This is a genomic window from Aeromonas bestiarum (genome assembly GCF_028751155.1).
Classification (GTDB): Bacteria; Pseudomonadota; Gammaproteobacteria; order Enterobacterales; family Aeromonadaceae; genus Aeromonas; species Aeromonas bestiarum.
In genome coordinates, this window is record NZ_CP064746.1 from 3,120,809 (window position 1) to 3,140,345 (window position 19,537).

Annotated in this window: 16 protein-coding genes; 10 read left to right on the top strand and 6 right to left on the bottom strand. The window is 60.6% G+C overall.

What is annotated here, in order from left to right; translation table 11 throughout:
• Nucleotides 1–1,215, top strand: coding sequence for a DNA-binding transcriptional regulator NagC (gene nagC, locus IU367_RS14430; RefSeq protein WP_042872493.1), 1,215 nt, complete (start codon nt 1–3; stop codon nt 1,213–1,215).
• 71 nt (nt 1,216–1,286) lie between these two features.
• Here nagC and IU367_RS14435 read toward each other — a convergent pair whose 3' ends face one another.
• From IU367_RS14435 to aspS, 3 genes are all read right to left on the bottom strand, one after another.
• Entirely contained in the window at nt 1,287–2,903 is a 1,617-nt protein-coding gene (locus IU367_RS14435) for a phosphoethanolamine transferase (RefSeq protein ID WP_274452255.1), read from the bottom strand.
• A 286-nt stretch (nt 2,904–3,189) separates the two neighbouring features.
• A complete protein-coding gene (locus IU367_RS14440) occupies nt 3,190–3,930 on the bottom strand; it encodes a YebC/PmpR family DNA-binding transcriptional regulator (RefSeq protein WP_043557237.1) in 741 nt (246 codons plus the stop codon).
• Nucleotides 3,931–4,022: 92 nt separating this feature from the next.
• Nucleotides 4,023–5,789, bottom strand: coding sequence for an aspartate--tRNA ligase (gene aspS, locus IU367_RS14445; RefSeq protein ID WP_274452256.1), 1,767 nt, complete (start codon nt 5,787–5,789; stop codon nt 4,023–4,025).
• Nucleotides 5,790–6,221: 432 nt separating this feature from the next.
• Here aspS and IU367_RS14450 point away from each other — a divergent pair, with 432 nt between their 5' ends.
• The 6 genes from IU367_RS14450 (at nt 6,222) to IU367_RS14475 (ending at nt 12,483) form a co-directional block, all read left to right on the top strand.
• Nucleotides 6,222–7,070 carry a DUF72 domain-containing protein gene (locus tag IU367_RS14450; RefSeq protein WP_274452257.1) on the top strand — a complete coding sequence of 283 codons (849 nt, stop codon included), beginning with the start codon at nt 6,222–6,224 and terminating at the stop codon, nt 7,068–7,070.
• A gap of 336 nt (nt 7,071–7,406) precedes the next feature.
• Nucleotides 7,407–8,150: a carboxy-S-adenosyl-L-methionine synthase CmoA gene (gene cmoA, locus IU367_RS14455; RefSeq protein WP_274452258.1), complete on the top strand. Its 744-nt coding sequence runs from the start codon at nt 7,407–7,409 to the stop codon at nt 8,148–8,150.
• Nucleotides 8,151–8,153: 3 nt separating this feature from the next.
• Nucleotides 8,154–9,131 (top strand): tRNA 5-methoxyuridine(34)/uridine 5-oxyacetic acid(34) synthase CmoB, encoded by a 978-nt coding sequence (cmoB, locus tag IU367_RS14460; protein WP_274452259.1) that lies wholly within the window; start codon nt 8,154–8,156, stop codon nt 9,129–9,131.
• A 52-nt stretch (nt 9,132–9,183) separates the two neighbouring features.
• Nucleotides 9,184–9,972, top strand: a complete 789-nt coding sequence (locus IU367_RS14465) for an ATP-dependent zinc protease family protein (RefSeq protein WP_043141644.1) — start codon at nt 9,184–9,186, stop codon at nt 9,970–9,972.
• Nucleotides 9,973–9,975: 3 nt separating this feature from the next.
• Nucleotides 9,976–11,514 carry an inactive transglutaminase family protein gene (locus tag IU367_RS14470; protein ID WP_274452260.1) on the top strand — a complete coding sequence of 513 codons (1,539 nt, stop codon included), beginning with the start codon at nt 9,976–9,978 and terminating at the stop codon, nt 11,512–11,514.
• Nucleotides 11,515–11,517: 3 nt separating this feature from the next.
• The gene (locus IU367_RS14475; protein WP_043141648.1) at nt 11,518–12,483 is read left to right on the top strand and encodes an alpha-L-glutamate ligase-like protein; all 966 of its coding nucleotides are present in this window, start codon (nt 11,518–11,520) and stop codon (nt 12,481–12,483) included.
• A 147-nt stretch (nt 12,484–12,630) separates the two neighbouring features.
• Here IU367_RS14475 and IU367_RS14480 read toward each other — a convergent pair whose 3' ends face one another.
• Nucleotides 12,631–13,233 carry a peroxiredoxin C gene (locus tag IU367_RS14480; protein ID WP_042872512.1) on the bottom strand — a complete coding sequence of 201 codons (603 nt, stop codon included), beginning with the start codon at nt 13,231–13,233 and terminating at the stop codon, nt 12,631–12,633.
• A 146-nt stretch (nt 13,234–13,379) separates the two neighbouring features.
• Here IU367_RS14480 and IU367_RS14485 point away from each other — a divergent pair, with 146 nt between their 5' ends.
• Nucleotides 13,380–14,288: a hydrogen peroxide-inducible genes activator gene (locus tag IU367_RS14485; protein ID WP_065402985.1), complete on the top strand. Its 909-nt coding sequence runs from the start codon at nt 13,380–13,382 to the stop codon at nt 14,286–14,288.
• 86 nt (nt 14,289–14,374) lie between these two features.
• Here IU367_RS14485 and ahh1 read toward each other — a convergent pair whose 3' ends face one another.
• Nucleotides 14,375–16,240 (bottom strand): hemolysin Ahh1, encoded by a 1,866-nt coding sequence (ahh1, locus tag IU367_RS14490; protein ID WP_274452261.1) that lies wholly within the window; start codon nt 16,238–16,240, stop codon nt 14,375–14,377.
• Nucleotides 16,241–17,077: 837 nt separating this feature from the next.
• Here ahh1 and IU367_RS14495 point away from each other — a divergent pair.
• Entirely contained in the window at nt 17,078–17,524 is a 447-nt protein-coding gene (locus IU367_RS14495) for a C40 family peptidase (protein WP_042872518.1), read from the top strand.
• A gap of 65 nt (nt 17,525–17,589) precedes the next feature.
• Here IU367_RS14495 and IU367_RS14500 read toward each other — a convergent pair whose 3' ends face one another.
• Complete coding sequence (locus tag IU367_RS14500) at nt 17,590–17,883, bottom strand: hypothetical protein (protein ID WP_241278305.1); 294 nt, start codon at nt 17,881–17,883, stop codon at nt 17,590–17,592.
• A 213-nt stretch (nt 17,884–18,096) separates the two neighbouring features.
• On the opposite strand from IU367_RS14500, the gene IU367_RS14505 reads away from it, so the two are divergent.
• Nucleotides 18,097–19,530, top strand: a complete 1,434-nt coding sequence (locus tag IU367_RS14505) for a coniferyl aldehyde dehydrogenase (protein ID WP_043141034.1) — start codon at nt 18,097–18,099, stop codon at nt 19,528–19,530.
• Nucleotides 19,531–19,537 lie beyond the last annotated feature (7 nt).

The window sequence follows — 19,537 nt, forward strand, 5'->3', positions numbered from 1 at the left end:
ATGACTGGCGGACAAATAGCAAACGTAGATCTTATCAAGCAGGTCAACAGTGCGGCCGTATATCGGCTCATCGACCTGCAAGGCCCCATCTCGCGGGTCAAAATTGCCGAGTTGAGTCAGCTGGCCCCGGCCAGCGTGACCAAAATAACCCGGCAACTGATCGAACATGGCCTGATCAAGGAGACCTCACCGCAAGCTTCTACCGGCGGGCGGCGCGCCATCTCCCTGACCACCATCAAGCATCGCTTTCAGTTTGTGTCCGCCAAGCTCGGCCGCGGCTATCTGCAGCTGAGCCTGTACGATCTCGACGGCAAGGAGCTCGATCAGCACATCACCCAGGTGACCGAGATCGACCAGCAGCCCGTGGTCGACATGCTGCTGCGCGAAATTGGTGCCTTCATCGACGCCCAGCAGGAGCGCAGCCGCAACCTGATCAGCATAGCGCTGACCATGCCGGGTCTGGTCAATCCGGAATCGGGCATGGTCATCTATACCCCCAAGTACCAGATCCGCAATCTGGCGCTGGCCAAGCTGCTGGAGAACCACTTCAACCTGCCCTGCTACGTGGGCAACGACACCCGTTCCCTGGCGCTGGCCGAGCACTTCTTCGGTGAATCCCGCGACTGCATGGACTCCATCCTGGTGAGCGTGCACCAGGGGGCCGGCTCCGGCATCATCACCAAGGGCAAGGTGTTCCTCGGTCAGAACCGCAACGTCGGCGAGATCGGCCACATCCAGGTCGAACCGCTCGGCAAGCGCTGCCACTGCGGCAACTTTGGCTGTCTGGAGACCATAGCCTCCAACGAGGCCATCGTCGACAAGGTGAAAGAGCTCATCAGCCGCGGCCACCTGAGCTCGCTGCAGGAGAAGCACATCACCATCCAGGAGGTGTGCAAGGCCGCCATGGCCGGTGATGAACTGGCCCGCAGCGTGATCGAGAACGTGGGTGAGCATCTGGGACGGGCGGTGGCCATCACGGTCAACCTGTTCAACCCGCAGAAGGTGCTGATCGCCGGTGAAATCACCGCCGCCGAAGAGATTCTGTTCCCGGCCATCCGCCGCTGCGTGGAGCACCAGTCTCTGCCGAGCTTCCACCGTGGCCTGCCCATAGTGAAGGCGCGCTTCCAGAACCAACCCACCATAGGCGGCTTCGCCCTGGTGAAACGGGCCCTGCTGGAGGGTGATCTGTTGCAGATCATCATGGAGCAGAAGTAAGGCGCTGGCCTTGCGAGATAAAAAACGGCAGCCACTGGCTGCCGTTTTTTTATTGTGTGCTGTTCGCCGGTTTACCCCGCCCGGCACGGTTTGAACAGATCCAGGGCCCCGTCATACACCTTTGTCTGCACATCCATGATCCCCAGCATTGAGTGGAACAGGTTGTCGTGGGAGAAGCGCTGGCTGGCCGCCTCCTGCTGCAGGCAATCCATGTTCAGCCGCCGATCTGCCTGCAACTGGGGGGAGAGCCAGGTCAGCAGCGGCACCCGGGTCTGATCGTCCGGCGCGAACTTGTAAGGGGTGCCGTGCAGGTAGAGCCCCATGGCACCGAGGGACTCGCCGTGATCGGAGAGATAGACCAGCCCCACGTTGTAGTCGTTCTGCAGCGTCTTGAGCTTGTCGATCAGCCGTGCCACCACCTTGTCGGTGTAACGTATGGTGTTGTCATAGCTGTTGACCAGCTCTTCATTGGTGCAGTTTTCGATGTCGCTGCGCGGGCAGTCCGGCACGAAGAAGCGCTCGGAGGCGGGGTAGCGCCGATAGTAGGTCGGGCCGTGGCTGCCCATCAGGTGAAAAGCCACCAGCTTGTTGCCCTTCATCTGCGCTATCTGCTGATCCAGCCCCTCCAGCATCACCTCGTCGTAGCAGGAGCCTCTCTGGCAATACTGCGGGAACGCCTTGGCCTCTATGTCTATGGTGGGCACGTTCTTGCACACCCCCTTGCAGCCGCCGTCGTTCTCCTTCCACAGCACGGAGATGCCGGCGTGTTGCAGCACATCCAGCATGCCATCCCGCGACTGGGCCAGGGTGTCGTCATATTCCCGGCGCGTGAGATTGGAGAACATGCAGGGCACGGAGACAGCCGTGGCGGTGCCGCAGGAGCGCACGTTGCGAAACGAGACCATGCCCGCCTCCTGCGCGGTGAAGCTGTTGGTCTGCTTCCCGTAGCCGTTGAGGGAGTAGTTCTGGCTGCGGGCCGTCTCCCCCACCACCAGGAACATCAGGGTCGGCTTGCCGCCCTGCCCCACCACTTTGGCATCCGTCCCCAACGGCTGATAGGGGATGGGGGTGGCAAACAGGATGTCGGTGGCATAGCGATAGAGACCGTGCACATAGTTGGCGGGCACTATCTCCTTGCCGAGGGACTTGTTGTTGCGCCCGACCGAGGCGTAATCCTGGTAATAGAGTGCGGCCACCCCCACCAGAAACAGCAGCGACAGGGCGATGGAGCCAAGGCGCAACCCCAGTCCCTTATACCAGGGGCTGGGATAGGCTATTTTCACCCACAGCAAGGCCAGCGCCGGCAGCACGCCGGTCAGCAGGAACCAGAGCGCGACCGAGCCATTGAGGTAGGCCGTTGCCTCCCCGCTGTTGGTCTCGACTATGTTCTGCACCATGCTCACGTCGAAGATGACGCCGTACTTGAGCATGGCGTAGCTGACCACAGAGCCCATCAGGATCAGCAGCACGAAGAAGGGCTTGAGCAGATAGCGGAAGGTAAAGGGCAGAAACACCGCATTGAGCGCGGCCAGCAGCACCAGGGGGATAGAGAGGGCAAAGCCCGCCTTGACGTGCTCCAGCTGGGTGAGAATGTGGTAAAAGTGCAGGAAGATGGGCCAGTTGAACACCAGTGCAAACAGCAGCACCAGCAACAGATTCACCTTCATCACTCCCAGGGTGATGCGCATAACGATACTCCGACAAACCAGGCAGGACTGGGGCCCCTGCATGGGGGCACCCGTTGTGAGTGCTCGCTTGCCGCGCACCTCTTCCTGAGGGCAAGCGCGGCAAGGGGCTGGGCGCCCGGACACGGCAGGCAGCTTAAGTCGCCAAACTTAAGGGAAAATTAAGGCGGGCAATGCCATGGTCGGCACGATCATCAGGTGCCAGCTCATCATAAGAAAAACGGCAGCCGAGGCTGCCGTTTTAGCGGGGGCGAACAGAGCGTCGCCACCTGAGTGTTCACGGACCGGATTACAGGGTCGCGGCGACTTCGTCGGAGATGGAGCCGTTGTGGTACACCTCCTGCACGTCGTCCAGATCTTCCAGCATGTCAATGAGGCGCATCAGCTTGGGGGCGGTTTCCGCATCCAGCTCGGCTTCGGTGGAAGGGATCATGGTCACTTCAGCGCTCTCGGCCTTGAAGCCGGCGGCCTCCAGCGCATCCAGCACGGTCCCGAAGTCGTTCGGGGTGGTGTACACCTCGATGGAACCATCTTCCTCGGTCACCACGTCATCGGCGCCCGCTTCCAGGGCCGCATCCATCAGGGCATCTTCATCGACACCGACGAAGGTCAGCAGCCCTTTCTTGCTGAACAGGTAGGCGACCGAGCCGTCGGTGCCCAGGTTGCCGCCGCACTTGCTGAAGGCGTGACGCACTTCCGCCACGGTACGGTTGCGGTTGTCGGTCAGGCACTCCACCATGACGGCGGAGCCAGCCGGGCCGTAGCCTTCGTAGACTATGGTCTCGAGCTGCTCGCCGTCGCCACCACCGGCCCCACGTGCGATGGCGCGGTTGATGGTGTCGCGGGTCATGTTGCCGGTCAGGGCAGCCGCCACCGCCGCACGCAGGCGTGGGTTGTTGGCGGGATCCGGATCACCGATACGAGCCGAGGTGGTGATTTCACGGATCAGCTTGGTGAAGATCTTGCCGCGCTTGGCATCCTGAGCTGCCTTGCGGTGTTTGATGTTGGCCCACTTACTGTGACCTGCCATAGAGACTCTCCGTTATATTTTTTAGATTTCAATAACACAAAGTGACCGGGTAGGCCGCGCCGGGCGCGGCCGGGACTGTGCCGGATGCCGGCTTATTCATCACCCTTGACGGTCGTCGCAATCGCCAGTTCGCTCATCTGCGCCTGGTTGGCAAAGCTGGGGGCGTCTGTCATCAGACAGGCGGCCGCCGTGGTTTTCGGGAAGGCAATCACGTCCCGGATGTTGTCGGTACCGGTCAGCAGCATGCTGAGGCGATCCAGGCCGAAGGCCAGACCGGCGTGCGGCGGGGTACCGTACTTCAGCGCATCCAGCAGGAAGCCGAACTTCAGACGCTGCTCGGCCGGGGTGATGCCGAGGATGTCGAAGACGGTGGCCTGCATCTCGCTGTTGTGGATACGCACAGAGCCGCCGCCCACTTCGTAACCGTTGATCACCATGTCGTAGGCGTTGGCGTACGCAGCCACCGGGTTGGCTTTCAGCTCGGCCGGGCCCATGTTGCTCGGTGCGGTGAAGGGGTGGTGCATGGCAGCCAGGCCGCCTTCGCTGTCTTCCTCGAACATGGGGAAGTCGATGACCCACAGCGGCTTCCAGCTGTTTTCCATCAGACCCAGATCGCGGCCCACTTTCAGGCGCAGGGCACCGATGGCATCGCAGACCACTTTCTTGGAGTCAGCGCCGAAGAAGATGATGTCGCCGTCAGCTGCGCCGGTACGGGCCAGGATCTCGCGCACTATCTCGTCAGACAGGAACTTGGCCACCGGAGACTGTACGCCTTCGAGGCCGTTGGCGGCGTCGTTGACCTTCATCCAGGCCAGGCCCTTGGCACCGTAGATGCCGACAAACTTGGTGTACTCGTCGATTTGCTTGCGGGACAGCTCGGCGCCGCCCGGGACTTTCAGGGCTGCCACGCGGCCTTTCGGATCGTTGGCGGGGCCGGCGAACACGGCGAACTCGACGGCGGTCAGCAGATCAGCCACATCGACCAGCTCCATCGGCAGACGCAGATCCGGCTTGTCGGAGCCGAAACGGCGCATGGCCTCGTCGAAGGTCATGATCGGGAAGTCGCCCAGATCCACATTCAGGATGTGCATCCACAGTTTGCAGATCATCTCTTCCATGATTTCACGCACTTGCGGCGCCGTCATGAAGGAGGTCTCCACGTCGATCTGGGTGAATTCCGGCTGGCGGTCGGCACGCAGGTCTTCGTCACGGAAGCACTTGACGATCTGGTAGTAACGGTCGAAGCCGGACATCATCAGCAACTGCTTGAACAGCTGCGGGGACTGCGGCAGGGCGTAGAACTTGCCCTTGTGCACGCGGCTAGGTACCAGATAGTCACGGGCACCTTCCGGAGTGGCCTTGGTCAGCATGGGGGTTTCGATGTCGAGGAAGCCGTGCTCGTCCATGAAGCGGCGTACGAAGGCGCTGGCCTTGGCACGGGTCTTCAGGTACTTGGCCATCTCGGGGCGACGCAGATCCAGGTAGCGATACTTGAGGCTGATCTCTTCGCTGTTGACCTGGTTGAAGTCAAGGGGCAGCGGCTCGGCACGGTTGATGATGTTGAGTTCGTGGGCGAACACTTCGATGGCGCCAGTGGCCATGTCGCTGTTGCGCTGGGAGTCCGGACGGGTACGCACCACACCGGTCACCTGGATGCAGAACTCGCCGCGCAGCTCGGAGGCCAGGGCGAAGGCGTCCGGCTTGTCCGGATCGAAGAACACCTGCACGATCCCTTCCCGGTCACGCATGTCGATAAAGATCAGACCGCCGAGGTCGCGACGACGATGAACCCAACCGCACAATGTAATGGTCTGCCCAGCATGGGCCTCATTGACCTGTCCGCAATAGATAGAGCGCATGGACTTCTTCCTTCGAAATTGTAGAGAGACGGTGAACCTGGGTCGCCGGGCACGACTGGCAAGCACCGTCTGTCTCACAGCTGGCCAGAGTCTTGTTCTTACCCGGTTTGAAATCTGTCTCATACCGTCCGATCCCCTGGATCGGACACCTGCCACCGATATCGGCTCGACCAGAGGCGGCTGGCAAGCGGCCGGGCAGTCGGTCAGAGGGCATCGGAAAGCGTCGTTGTTTGGCCAATTCATGGCCGCTACCGTCGCCACAATATGCGCACAGCGGCGTGAGTCACAACAAATTGGCAAACAAAAGGGCTGGCATTATAGAGGAAAACCCCCATTTGGGTAAAATGGCCAGCAGCCCCCTTTGCCCTGTTTTTTACATCTCAAGGCAAAAAATGGGCGCAAAACGAGATAAACCCGCAGACAGGATCCGCCATGAGCCTCTTTTTGGGCCTGCCACAATGGTCACACCCGGCCTGGCCCGGTCAATTATTGGGCGTGGGGGCCAAACCCGCCGAGCACCTCGCCCACTACGCCCGGGTGTTCAACACGGTAGAAGGCAACACCACCTTCTACGCCTCGCCGACCCCGGAAACGGTGCTACGCTGGGCCGATGCCGTGCCCGCCCACTTTCGCTTCAGCTTCAAGTTTCCGAAAGAAATCAGCCATCAGAGCGATCTGGTGAGCGCCGACAAACAGGTGAGCGACTTTATCCGCCTGCTGGAACCCTTGCATGACAAGCTGGGACTGCTCAAGCTGCAACTGCCCGCCCGCTTCGGCCCGAGCGGCCTTCCCCGTCTCGCTGAATTCTTCAACCGGCTGCCGACACAGTTTCGCTATGCCCTCGAGGTACGCCACCCCGATTTCTTCGCCAAGGGCGAGGCGGAGCGCAGCCTGAACCGTATGCTGATGGAAAAAGGCATCAACCGCATCATGCTCGACAGCCGGCCGCTGTTCTCTGTGCCGGCCACCACGGCAGCCATGATAGATGCCCAGGGCAAGAAGCCCAGACTGCCGGTACATCTGCTGGCCACCGCCAGCGCCCCCGTGGTACGGCTCATCGGTCTGCCGGATCCGGCCGCCAATCACCCCTTCCTGCCCAGCTGGTTGCCCCATTGGCGTCAGTGGCTGGCGGAGGGCAAGGATCTCTACCTCTTTATACATACCGCTGACAATGCCCAGTCACCCGAGCTGGCCCGCCAGATAACCCGCCTGTTGGGGCAGGAGATGGCCCCCTGGCCGGGGGAAAACGATCGCGCGCGCCAGGGCGTGCTGCGCTTTTAGTCAGCCATTTCATGGGCCATCGGGCATGCGTAAAAAAAGCCGCTTTTTTGTGGCTGGACGGGGCTCGGCGTCAAGACAAACGCCCATCAATCCTCTACACTAGCGCCCCAAGCAAGGGGCCTTCGTTGACTATTGCAATTCATTGCAACAAGAGGACAGCGCGGCTCCGGATCAAGGGCCCGGATGATGGCCCATTGCGAACAGGGCCGGCCCTAAGGATCTCACGGCCAGCCACCCCGTTCGTAAACCGGTGATAAAACAACCCAGAAGGGTGTCACCCAACGACTCAATTGAACAAACAGTCGGTTCATATACCGGCTGTCAGGTTGCGCCAGCATGCATACCAAAGACCAGATTTTTGCCGCCCCCATCGCCCGATTGGGGGACTTTTGCTTTGACGAACAGGTCGTCGATGTCTTCCCCGACATGATCCAGCGCTCGGTGCCGGGTTACAGCAACATCATCTCCGCCATCGGCATGATGGCCGCCCGCTACGCCCAGCCCGAGAGTCGGCTCTATGACCTCGGCTGTTCGCTGGGCGCCGCCACCCAGGCCATGCGTCGCCACGTGACCCAGCCGGGTTGCGCCATCACGGCGGTGGATCTCTCCCATCCGATGATAGAGCGCGCCCGCGCCCACCTCTCCGGCTTCAAATCCGAGGTGCCGGTAGAACTGGTGGAAGCGGACATCTGCGACGTCGAAATCGAGAACGCCTCCGTGGTGGTGCTCAACTTCACCTTGCAGTTCGTGGACCCCGACAAGCGGATGACCCTGATCCAGCGCATCTTTGATGGGCTGCGCCCGGGCGGCATCCTGATCCTGAGCGAGAAGTTCCGCTTCGAGGATGCGCCGGTCAACGAGCTGCTCATCGATCTGCACCTGGATTTCAAGCGGGCCAATGGCTACAGCGAGCTGGAGATAAGCCAGAAGCGCAACGCCCTCGAGAACGTGATGCGCACCGACAGCCTGGAGATACACAGAGCCCGCCTGCGGGACGCCGGTTTCGTTCACCAGGATCTCTGGTTCCAGTGCTTCAACTTCGGTTCCATGATTGCCATCAAATCCAGCGACGCCAACTAAGCCATGATCGACTTTGCCAATTTTTATCAACTGATCGCCAAAAACCGGCTGAGCCACTGGCTGCATACCCTGCCCGCCCAGTTGCACGCCTGGCAGCATGACAACCAGCACGGGGATTTGCCGCGCTGGAATCGTGCCCTCAACAAACTGCCCACGGTCGCGCCCGGCCCCATCGAACTGCAACATGGGGTCGAGATCGGCCATGCCGAGAGCCTGAGCGAGGGGGAGCGCAAGAAGGTCGAGAGCCTGCTGCGCCACTTCATGCCCTGGCGCAAGGGCCCGTTCACGGTGCACGGCATCCACATCGACACCGAATGGCGCTCCGACTGGAAGTGGGATCGGGTCGTGCCCCATATCAGCCCGCTAGCCGGTCGCTATGTGCTGGATGTGGGCTGCGGCAGCGGCTATCACCTCTGGCGCATGGTGGGGGAAGGCGCCAAACTCGCGGTCGGCATAGACCCAAGCCCGCTGTTTCTCTGCCAGTTCGAGGCCATCCGCCACTTTCTCGGCGGCGACCAGCGCGCCCACCTGTTGCCGCTCGGCATTCAGGAACTGCCGGAGCTGCGCGCCTTTGACACCGTCTTCTCCATGGGGGTGCTCTATCACCGCAAGTCCCCCATCGAGCACATAGAGCAGCTGCGCAACCAGCTCAAAGACGATGGCGAGCTGGTGCTGGAAACCCTGGTGATCGATGGGGGCGTCAACGACGTGCTGGTGCCCACCGACCGTTACGGCAAGATGCGCAACGTCTGGTTCATCCCCTCAAGCGCGGCCCTCAAGCTCTGGGTCGAGCGCTGCGGCTTCACCGACGTGCGGATAGTAGACGAGAATATGACCAGCACCGACGAACAGCGTCGTACCGACTGGATGATAAATGAATCCCTGAGCGATTACCTGGACCCTCAAGATCCAGCGCTCACGGTGGAAGGACACCCGGCGCCGAAACGTGCCGTACTGATTGCCAGAAAGGCCAAAGACTAGCCGATGGCGCCTGTGGAAGTTACACTGACCCAATTCCAGGAAGCACAGTTAAATGAATGACATGAAAAGCAAATTAAAAGGAATGACCCTGCTCTCCCTGCTCAGTCTCGGCGGGTGTGTCAGTATGGAGAAAGCGCCCCCGGTACCTACCTTGACGCTGGCCGAGCTTCGCACCGAGATCAATCTGAGCGAGCAACGTCTGCAAACATCCATGGAACAGCAACAGAAGCAGTACGTGCAGCAACAGCACCTGCTGGTTCAGCTCAACACTGATGTCAACAACATGAAAGAGTCCGTGAAAAAAGTCGACAGCAAGCTCGAATCCTTGCCGCCCGAGCCGCCCAAGCCCATGGCGATCCCGACCGAGAAGTGCCAGGCACCAAGCCAGGGCCACACGGTCGATGGCAAACTGCTGGTCGGTGAAGCCGAGTGGATCTGGGTAGACGCCGCCAATGACGCCTTCCAGGCGCGGGTCGATACCGGTGCCACCACCTCCTCCATCAGCGCCCAGGACATCACCATCTTCGAGCGCAACGGCAAAAACTGGGTGCGCTTCTTCCTGAGCCACCAGGAGATGGATGACAAGATCCAGATCGAAGCGCCGCTGGTACGTCACGTGCGGGTGCGTCAGGCGTCCGCCGACGATCTCGATCGTCGTCCCGTGGTGCGTCTGGCTGTGCGGATCGGCGACATGACAGAAAAAGCTGAATTTACCCTGAAAGACCGCAGCGACATGACCTTCCCCGTGCTGCTGGGTCGCGAATTTTTGAAAGACATCGCCGTGGTTGATGTGGCCCGCGAATATATCCAACCAAAACCCAAGCTCAAGGATGTGAAATAATCCATGGTTTCCCGTAAGCCGTTCTATTTGCTGGTCGCCCTGCTGTACATTGTCGGCCTGGGGATGACGTTTTATCACCACATAGCGTTGGACGTGCCGCTGACGCCGGGTGAAAAACGCCAGATCTGGTCCATCGAGGCCAAGCTGGAATTTGAAGCCACCGGCGAGCCTGTGATCGCCTCCCTGGCCATTCCGGGCACCCAGCCCGGTTTCACCCTGATGAACGAGAACGCCGCGAGCCCAGGCTATGGCCTGTCGTTTGTCGAGAAAGATGGCGATGCCCGTGCCGAGTGGTCCATTCGCACCGCCTCCGGCCGTCAGGAACTCTACTATCGCGTCGACATGATGGCTGACGAGCACGCCAAACCGGCGGCGCTGGCCCAGCCCCCCGTCATCGAGAAGCAGATCGAGAGCGAGCCTTACGCCACCGCGATGAAGCAGATCTCCGAGCGGGCGCAGGAGCGCTCCGCCGACGGCTACACCCTGACCCGCGAGATCATCAAGGAGATCGAGAAGCAGGAGCAGAACGCCGAGCTGCTGAAGTCTCACAAGAGTCGCGCCAACCTGATCGCCGAGCTGCTGAGCAACGCTGACGTCCCGGCCCGGGTCGTCCATGCCCTGAGCCTGGAAGACGGCCGTCGTCGCCAGGAGCTGGTGGATTACCTGCAGGTGTTCAACAGCTCGACCGACTACAAGCTGTTCAACCCGCAAACCGGTGAACAGGGTCGCCCTGCCAACCTGCTGCTGTGGGAATACAACTCAGGCGCCCTGCTGGACGTGACCGGCGGCCACAACTCCAAGGTGACCTTCTCGATGATCGAGCAGGAGCAACCGGTGAACGTGGCGCTGGCGCAGAAGTTCGAAAAATCAGAGATGATGAACTTCTCCATCCACAGTCTGCCGCTGGAAGAGCAGGCGCTGTTCAAGGGCTTGCTGCTGATCCCCATCGGCGTGCTGATGGTGGTGTTCCTGCGGGTCATCGTCGGTATCAAGACCTCGGGCACCTTCATGCCTGTGCTGATCGCGGTCGCCTTCATCCAGACCTCCCTCATCACGGGTCTGATCGGCTTCCTGCTGATCGTCGGCACGGGTCTCATCATCCGTTCCTACCTGTCGCGGCTCAACTTGCTGCTGGTGGCCCGAATATCGGCGATCATCATCATGGTGATCTCGATGATCGGCATCTTCTCCGCGTTCGCCTTCAAGCTGGGGCTGACCGACGGCATGAAGATCACCTTCTTCCCGATGATCATCCTCTCCTGGACCATAGAGCGGATGTCCATTCTGTGGGAAGAAGAGGGTCCGAAAGAGGTCGTCCGTCAGGGCGGTGGTTCCCTGCTGGTGGCGGTCATCGCCTACCTGGCCATGGACAACGAGCTGATCCGTCACCTGACCTTCAACTTCCTCGGCCTGCAGCTGGTGCTGATGGCGACCGTGCTGCTGCTGGGTAACTACACCGGCTACAAGCTGAGCGAGCTCAAGCGTTTCAAACCGCTGGTGAACGAGATCAAGTCTGGCGCCACCCCGGGTAAGGACAAGTAACAGATGTGGTTCTGGGAAAAATACACCAGTCCGTGGAGCCTGTCCCAGGCAGGCATCCTCGGCATGAACAAACGCAACCACTCCTACATCAGCCGCTACAACCCGCGCAGCCTCTACCCGCTGGTGGATGACAAGCTGCAGACCAAGCGCATAGCGCTGGATGCGGGGGTGACTGTGCCGGAACTGATCGGCACCATCCGCGAACAGCATGACGTGACCCGCATCACCCAGCTGGTCAAGGATTGGCCGGGTTTCTGCATCAAGCCGGCGCGCGGTTCGGGCGGCAAGGGGATCCTGGTGATCCTGCGTCAGGAAGAGGGTCTCTTCTACAAGCCAAACGGCAGCGCCAGCAATGGTCAGGATCTGGAGCGCCATGTCTCCAACATACTGGCCGGGCTCTACTCGCTGGGCGGCAAGCCCGACGTGGCGCTGGTGGAAGGCCTCATCAACTTCGATGACGTCTTCGATGGCTACTCGTTCGAAGGGGTACCCGATGCCCGGGTGATCATCTTCAAGGGCTTCCCTGTGATGGCCATGATGCGCCTCTCCACCGCCGCCTCCGACGGCAAGGCGAACCTGCACCAGGGCGCCGTGGGGGTGGGTCTGTGCCTGCGCACCGGTCGGGCACTGCGGGCGGTGCAGTTTGGCAATCCGCTGCGTCATCACCCGGATACCGGCCTCGATCTGTACGAACTCAAGGTGCCCCACTGGGATACCCTGCTGACCCTGGCGGCCTCCTGCTACGAGATGTCGGGTCTGGGTTACATAGGCACCGACATGGTGCTGGACAAGTTCCGCGGCCCCATGTTGCTGGAGCTCAACGCCCGGCCGGGTCTCGCCATCCAGATCGCCAACGGTCGCGGCCTGGTGCCCAATCTCAAGACCATAGAGAAACTGGGCCAGGTCAAGATGAACGTGGAGCAGCGAGTCAACTTCGCCAAGGATCACTTCGGTATCTTCGACGAATAGCCTCACAGCCTGACTAGTAAAAGCGCGCCTGTGGGCGCGCTTTTTTATGGCTGGCATTTGGCCGGGTGACGAGATCCGGCGCAAAAAAAGACATAAAAAAACCGATGCCTTGGCATCGGTTTTTCAGTATCCGGTACGCAGACCTTATTACAGGGAAGCAGCGTTCTCGGACAGATACTTGGCAACGCCATCCGGGGAGGCGGTCATGCCTTTTTTGCCTTTCTCCCACTGAGCCGGGCACACTTCGCCGTGCTCTTCGTGGAATTGCAGGGCATCGACCATGCGCAGCATCTCGTCGATGTTGCGACCCAGCGGCAGATCGTTCACGACCTGGTGACGAACCACGCCGTGGCTGTCGATCAGGAAGGAGCCACGGAACGCCACACCGGCTTCCGGGTGCTCGACGTCATAGGCTTTGCAGATCTCGTGCTTGATGTCGGCAACCAGCGGGTACTTGACCGGGCCAATGCCGCCGTCTTCGATCTTGGTGTTGCGCCAGGCGTTGTGGGAGAACTCGGAGTCGATGGAGACACCGATCACTTCCACGCCACGCTTGTTGAACTCTTCCAGGCGGTGATCGAAGGCAATCAGCTCGGACGGGCAGACGAAGGTGAAATCGAGCGGATAGAAGAACAGGACGGCTGCCTTGCCTTTGATGTGGGATGCCAGGTTGAAGGTGTCAACGATCTGGCCATTGCCCAGAACGGCAGCAGCGGTGAAATCGGGTGCGGGACGGCCTACCAATACCATATTCAATTCCTCTTTATGTGAAGTGAACAATCCTGTCAGGATTGGGCTACCTAGAGCCAAGTCCGTCTAATTCAAGCGACAAACTATAGACCCGGTGGTAGATTAGTTAAATCAAATTAAATAGATAGCATTAATCGGGTTTTCCTATGCAACGTTGGCCCAGCCTGAAACAGCTGCAATATCTGGTCGCTCTCGACGAGCACAAGAACTTCAACCGCGCCGCCAAGGCCTGTCATGTCAGCCAGTCCACCCTGAGTACCGGGATCCAGACGCTGGAAGACATGATGAACCTGCAACTGGTGGAGCGGGACCACAAGAGCTTCATTATGACCCCGGTCGGCATGGAAATCGTCGAGCGGGCTCGCAATTTGCTCTCGGATGCACGGGATCTGATGGAACTCGGCCAGCATCAGGGCGGCGTCATGCATGGCACTGTGCGGCTCGGCTGCATCCCCACCATAGCCCCCTTCCTGCTCAGCAAGCTGCTGCAGGTATGTGGCAAGACCTATCCTGAGCTGGAATTGTTGCTGCGTGAAGACACCACCACCAACCTGCTCAAGCAGCTGGAGCAGGGTCAGCTCGACTTGCTGATCCTGGCGCTGCCGGTGGAGATCGGCGGCTTCCACTGCAAGATGGTCGGCCAGGACCCCTTCCACATGGTGATGCCCGCCAGCATGGCGGCCGGTCTGCACACCCCGTTCGACTACAAGGAGCTGCCCAATCAGAGCATCTTCCTGCTGGAGCGGGAGCACTGCCTCACCGAGCATGCGGTCAGTGCCTGCCGGTTGCGGGACAAGAGCAAGATCAACCCGTTCGCCGCCACCAGCCTGCACACCCTGGTGCAGATGGTCGGCGCCGGGCTTGGCACCACCTTCCTGCCGCAGATGGCCATAGATGCCGGCATCCTCGACAACACGGATCTGGTGGCCATTCCCCTGCCGGGGGAGAAGCCGTACCGCGAGATAGGCCTGGTGTGGCGTCCCAGCACGACCCGGGTACAGACCTTCTACAAGCTGGCCGAGCTGCTCACCCCGCTGATCGAACCCAAGGCCTGAACTTAGACAGACCTCCACGAAAACGCCGGCAACTTGCCGGCGTTTTCATTGGTCAAGACTCTGACACTGGATCAGCTGCCGAACCGTCAGTTGCCGGTCGGTGGCCCGAAGATCTGGGTGTAAGAGGTCAGGGTACGCAGGCTGACGTCACCAGGCTGGCCATTCTCGTCATAAAGCGCCAGCGCGCCCGTCTGCTTGTTGTGACCCAGCAGCTGATGGGCGCTCAGGTTGCTGAGTGCATCGCTCTCCGGTTTCCACTCCCAGCGTTGTCCCAGACTCAGGCTGCAGCTCTGCAACTGGCCCAGGTTGTTGCCATCCAGGCAGTGGCGGGTATCCAGCGCACTGACATAGCGGCCGTACTGGTCATAGATGAAGGACTGGGCGGCCGAGGTCTCGTCACAGGTCACGGCGCTCACGCCTTGCTGGGCATCGGCGCTCAGGCAGCGGTTGTCAAAGCCGCCCAGTTGCAGGTTGACCGGGCGACCGCCGGTAAACACCGGGTGGTTCCAGTCCACCTTGAAACTGGTGGAGGCGGTCACCCGTCTGCGCTTGTCGACATCCTCGAAGCCCTGGAAGGAGACATGGGCTCCCACCACGTAATAGTGCTTGTAGATGCCGGTGTAGATGGGGCGGATGTTGACCGAGGAGTCAATCTTGAACTCGGTACTGCCCTGCTCGTTGGGCGCCGCCTTGTAGATGACGTCCAGATTCGGCACGAAGCCCTTGTAGCTCAGCGGCTGGATGCGATTGTGATCCACATCGTATCCCATGCCCCAGACGGTGGCCGTCTTGGACGAGAGCAGAGACTCCGCCGTCGCGTATTGATCCCGCCCCCAGCTGAAACTCACCTTCTGGGCACTGGGCGCCGAGCGCTCGACCCGATAGTCCTGGGTGTTGTAGGCGAGCTGGCGCTGCTGGCTGAATTTGGCCGAGGCCTCCAGCTTGGCCTTGGGCCCGTCCTTGTTCACCTCGACCCCGCCGGTCACCCCCACCTCGAAGCCGGAGATCTCGCGATGCTCATACTTGCTGTTGAGGTTGGTGGGCAGGCTCTTGAGCACGGCCGCCTTGGCGTTGGAGGCTTCGATGGTGAAGCGGTAGTCCTGGGCGATGGCATCGGTGGCATAGTCCCGCGCCCATCCGTCGAGCAGGGTGTAGCCGGCAAAGTTCTCGCTCCAGGTGAGATCTTCGTTGAGCTGGATACCGGCACCGGCCGACTCCTCATCCAGCGAGATCCGCACTATCTTGGCATCCGGCGTGGCGGAGCCCGTGTTGCCAAATTGCAGGGAACGCTCCAGGTTCACCCGATAGACCAGCGAGATGTTCGGCGAGTCACAGAACAGCCGATCCCCCCGATCCCAGGTGCGCGAACGCGGGAAGGTGCACTCGGTATCGCTGATCTTGCGATTGACGTTGAGGTAGAAGGCCACGTGCGGCAAGCCGGCTTCGGCGGTGGCCGGCTGGGTCAGGGAGCGTTTGTGGCGTTTGCCCTGCCCCGCAAGACTCTCGACCCGCTCCATCACCCGATAGAAGGCTGGATCATCGACGCCCCCCAGCGGGGTAAACAGCAGCGCGCCCTTGTAAGCGGAGACCAGCACCCAGTCGGCATCGAACGAAATGCCGGCCAGCTGCTCCATGGCCTTTCTGGCCTGTTGCCGCTCGCCCTTGTCAGTGATGGCGCTGAAGTCGATGAAGACGCGCTCCCCCTGCCCCAGCACGCGCTCGCGCAGTTGATCAGGGGTCAGCCCCCTGGCGGCCTGCTGCTCATCCAGCCAGACGCCGGCGTTGAGGTAGACAAGTCCCTGTTCCGATTGCAGGCTGGCCAGCATGGCTGTGCCCTGATCGGTACGCTCGCCTATGTCTTCGGCATGCACGCTGCCTGCCAGCAAGGCCAGCGCGAGCAGACTGAGAGTGGGAGCCTGAGTGATGAATTTGCGTGGTTTTTTGTTTTTCATTGTTAGCTCCTTGTCGAATCACACCCGACTATTTCCACCATGAGATGGAACAGCATAACCCTATTATTGATGGTTATATTTCGGTGTTATTCTGCTTGCTTGCCGCTCAATGCCAGCCATTTTTCTCGCTGTGAATTAACAGCGTATTCATGGCGGGTATTTCATATGACAAAACAAGGACTGCGGTGCAGTCTAAGGTGGAAGATTCGGCGCTCGCCGATGCTATTACACGGTTGTCGCGCTCTGATAGCGCTGCCCATTTTGGATGCGGGTGACACCTGTCTTTAGCCTCGCGTCCCTGTTCATCGGCCTGAACGATGAAGCGGGAGCCTGATGCCTTGGGCATTCTGCCGCGAGGAAACACTCACTGCTATGGGCTCGATATCATGGGGTGGCCCTCCTCTGTCTGGTGATATTGTCAGCCAACGCCAGTCATTGACCAAATATTATTATGTGAACCAGTTGCGGGAATATACCCATATATATCTAATTTGCTGCCACCATATTGGTGACGGGGGTGGCCTGTCTAGCGGCCTGCTGTAATAGGGTTTCATCATAACGAATTAGCCTGAAATAATAACGTGACACAGATCACGCAACGGCGTCAATAAAGTTAATGATAAAATCATTCAAACTTGAATAGAATAATTACGTTAATATTGAAATGCTCATTCAAGATAGCCGCCAAATATTATTCAAATGAATACAACCGATAATATGACGTCACTCGGCTCATGCCCTTTCCGGGCGCTCAGGCGCGGTTTATTGCCAACAAGGCTATGTTCGAGCCCCAAACCCCGTTTATGATGAGCGGGTCGTCGAGTCGAAGGAGCCCCCATGCATTGCAAGTTACTGCTGCCCCTGCTGGCCCTGTTGCTGGCCGCCTGTTCCAGCACGCCCGAACCGCCGCCCCCCCGTCAGAGCAGTGCCTTCGACGGCTTCTACCAGCAATGGCGCGGCGTGCCCTATCGCATGGGTGGGGCCAGCCGGGCCGGGCTCGACTGCTCCGCCTTCACCCAGCTTGCCTACCAGCAGGTGCTCGGCTTCAACCTGCCCAGAACCACTGAATCCCAGGCCAGCCTGGGCACGCCGGTCGATCGCTACCGCTTGCAGCACGGCGATCTGGTCTTCTTCAAGACCGGCTGGCAACAATACCATGTCGGTGTCTACACGGGGGCCGGGGAGTTCATTCACGCCTCCACCAGCAAGGGGGTGATCCGCTCACGCCTCGACAATGTCTACTGGAACAGCCGCTACTGGCAGGCGCGCCGTCTGACGCAGTGAGCCCCGCTCACCATGAGAAATGAGAAAGGCCCGTGACGGGCCTTTCTCATTATCTGTTTGCCGACTCAGTGCTTGCGATGCCAGCGCGGCGAGGTGGCCTTCTCGCCCCAGGGGGTGACGCATGGCAACAAGGCCCCCTCGATCACCGAATCGCTGCTGGCCAGCGCCTCGGCAATCTTCTGATGCAGCACCCGCAGCAAGCGTCCCTCCTGCTCGGCCAGGGAGTGACCCGCGGCAAAGAACTCGCGCTGGTGTTGCAGCGCCAGCTTCTGGGCAAATTCATAGGTGTTGAAGCAATCCGGCATCCGCTCGACCACATCATCAAGCCGGGCCAACAAGCTGTTCAGTTCCCTGGTCATGTCGCTCACTCCTTGTAGGTTGATGGCCAAAAACTACCCCTAATTGGATAAGTCACCAACCACCAAATCTCGAAACTGTGGTGGGTCGCACAGTTCACAGGTGAGTCATCCGCGACCCTATGCTAAGCCAGATGGCAAAACTTTACAGCCGATTAACAAGCCGCTAGATTTAGACCGACCAATCAGTCGGTCAATTAACGCGCGAGGTATGCCATGGAAGCGGTTCAGTTGCAGGAGACCACCACAGACAAGCTGTCGCTACCGGGCAAGCTGGCCCGGCTCAGGCAGGCCTGTCAGGCCAATCCCATGCCGGGTCTGAGCGAACGCAGAGCCCACCTGAGCCAGCTCAAGCGTGCCCTGCTGGCCCACAAGCAGCCGTTGTGTGACGCCCTGGCCCGGGATTATGGCCAGCGCAGCGATTACGACAGCCTGATCGCCGACATACTCCCCAGCGTCATGCAGATCAACTACACCCAGCGCCGGATCAAGCGCTGGATGCGCCCGCACCGCCGCCACACAGGGCTGCTGCTGGCCCCGGCCAGGGTCGAGGTGTTCTATCAACCGCTCGGGGTGGTCGGCATCATAGTGCCGTGGAACTTCCCCGTGATGCTGAGCCTGGGGCCCCTCATCAGCGCCATCGCCGCCGGCAACCGGGCCATGCTCAAACTCTCCGAATTCACCCCTCACACCAACGCCGTGCTGCGCACCTTGCTGGATCAGGTGTTCGATGAGGATGAGGTCACAGTGGTCGAGGGGGATGCCCAGGTGGCAGCCGCCTTCAGCGCCCTGCCGTTCGATCATCTGCTGTTCACCGGCTCGACCGCGGTGGGCAAGCTGGTGATGGCCGCCGCCGCCCCCCAGCTCACCCCGCTCACCCTGGAGCTAGGTGGCAAGAGTCCCTGCCTCATAGCCCCCGACATGCCCATAGCGCTCGCGGTAGAGCGGATGATCTTCGGCAAGAGCCTCAACGCCGGCCAGATCTGCGTGGCCCCCGACTATGTGCTGCTGCCACGGGGCCAGGAGCAGGCCTTCATCGAGGCTTACCGCAACCACTTCGCCCGCCTCTATCCCCAGGGGCTGGGGAGTCCGGATTACGGCTCCATCATCAACGGGCGCCAGTATGAGCGGCTCACCGGCTGGCTGGCCGAGGCCGAGCAGGCCGGTGCCCAGGTGCACCCCTGCGGCAGCCCGGCCCGGGACGACGTCGCCCACCGGCTGGTGCCCCACCTGCTGACCGACGTGCCCAACCACTGCCAGCTGATGCAGCAGGAGATCTTCGGCCCCCTGTTACCGCTGGTGCCCTACGACAGCCTGGACGAGGCGCTCGCCTACATAGCCGCCCGCCCACGCCCCCTCGCCTTCTATCTGATGAGCCTGGATCCGGCGCTGCAGGCCAGAGTGACCCGGGAGACCCACTCAGGCGGCATGGCCATCAACGAGAGCCTGTTCCAGGTGGCGGCCGATGACGTGCCCTTTGGCGGCATCGGCGCCTCCGGCATGGGCCACTACCACGGTCACGAAGGCTTTCTCACCTTCTCCAAGGCGAAAACCGTGTTGAGCCGTGGCAGGTTCAGCACAGGCTCACTGGTTCACCCCCCTTATCGGCGCTGGCACCAGCGGCTGATGATGGCGCTGTTTTTACGCTGACGGGCGC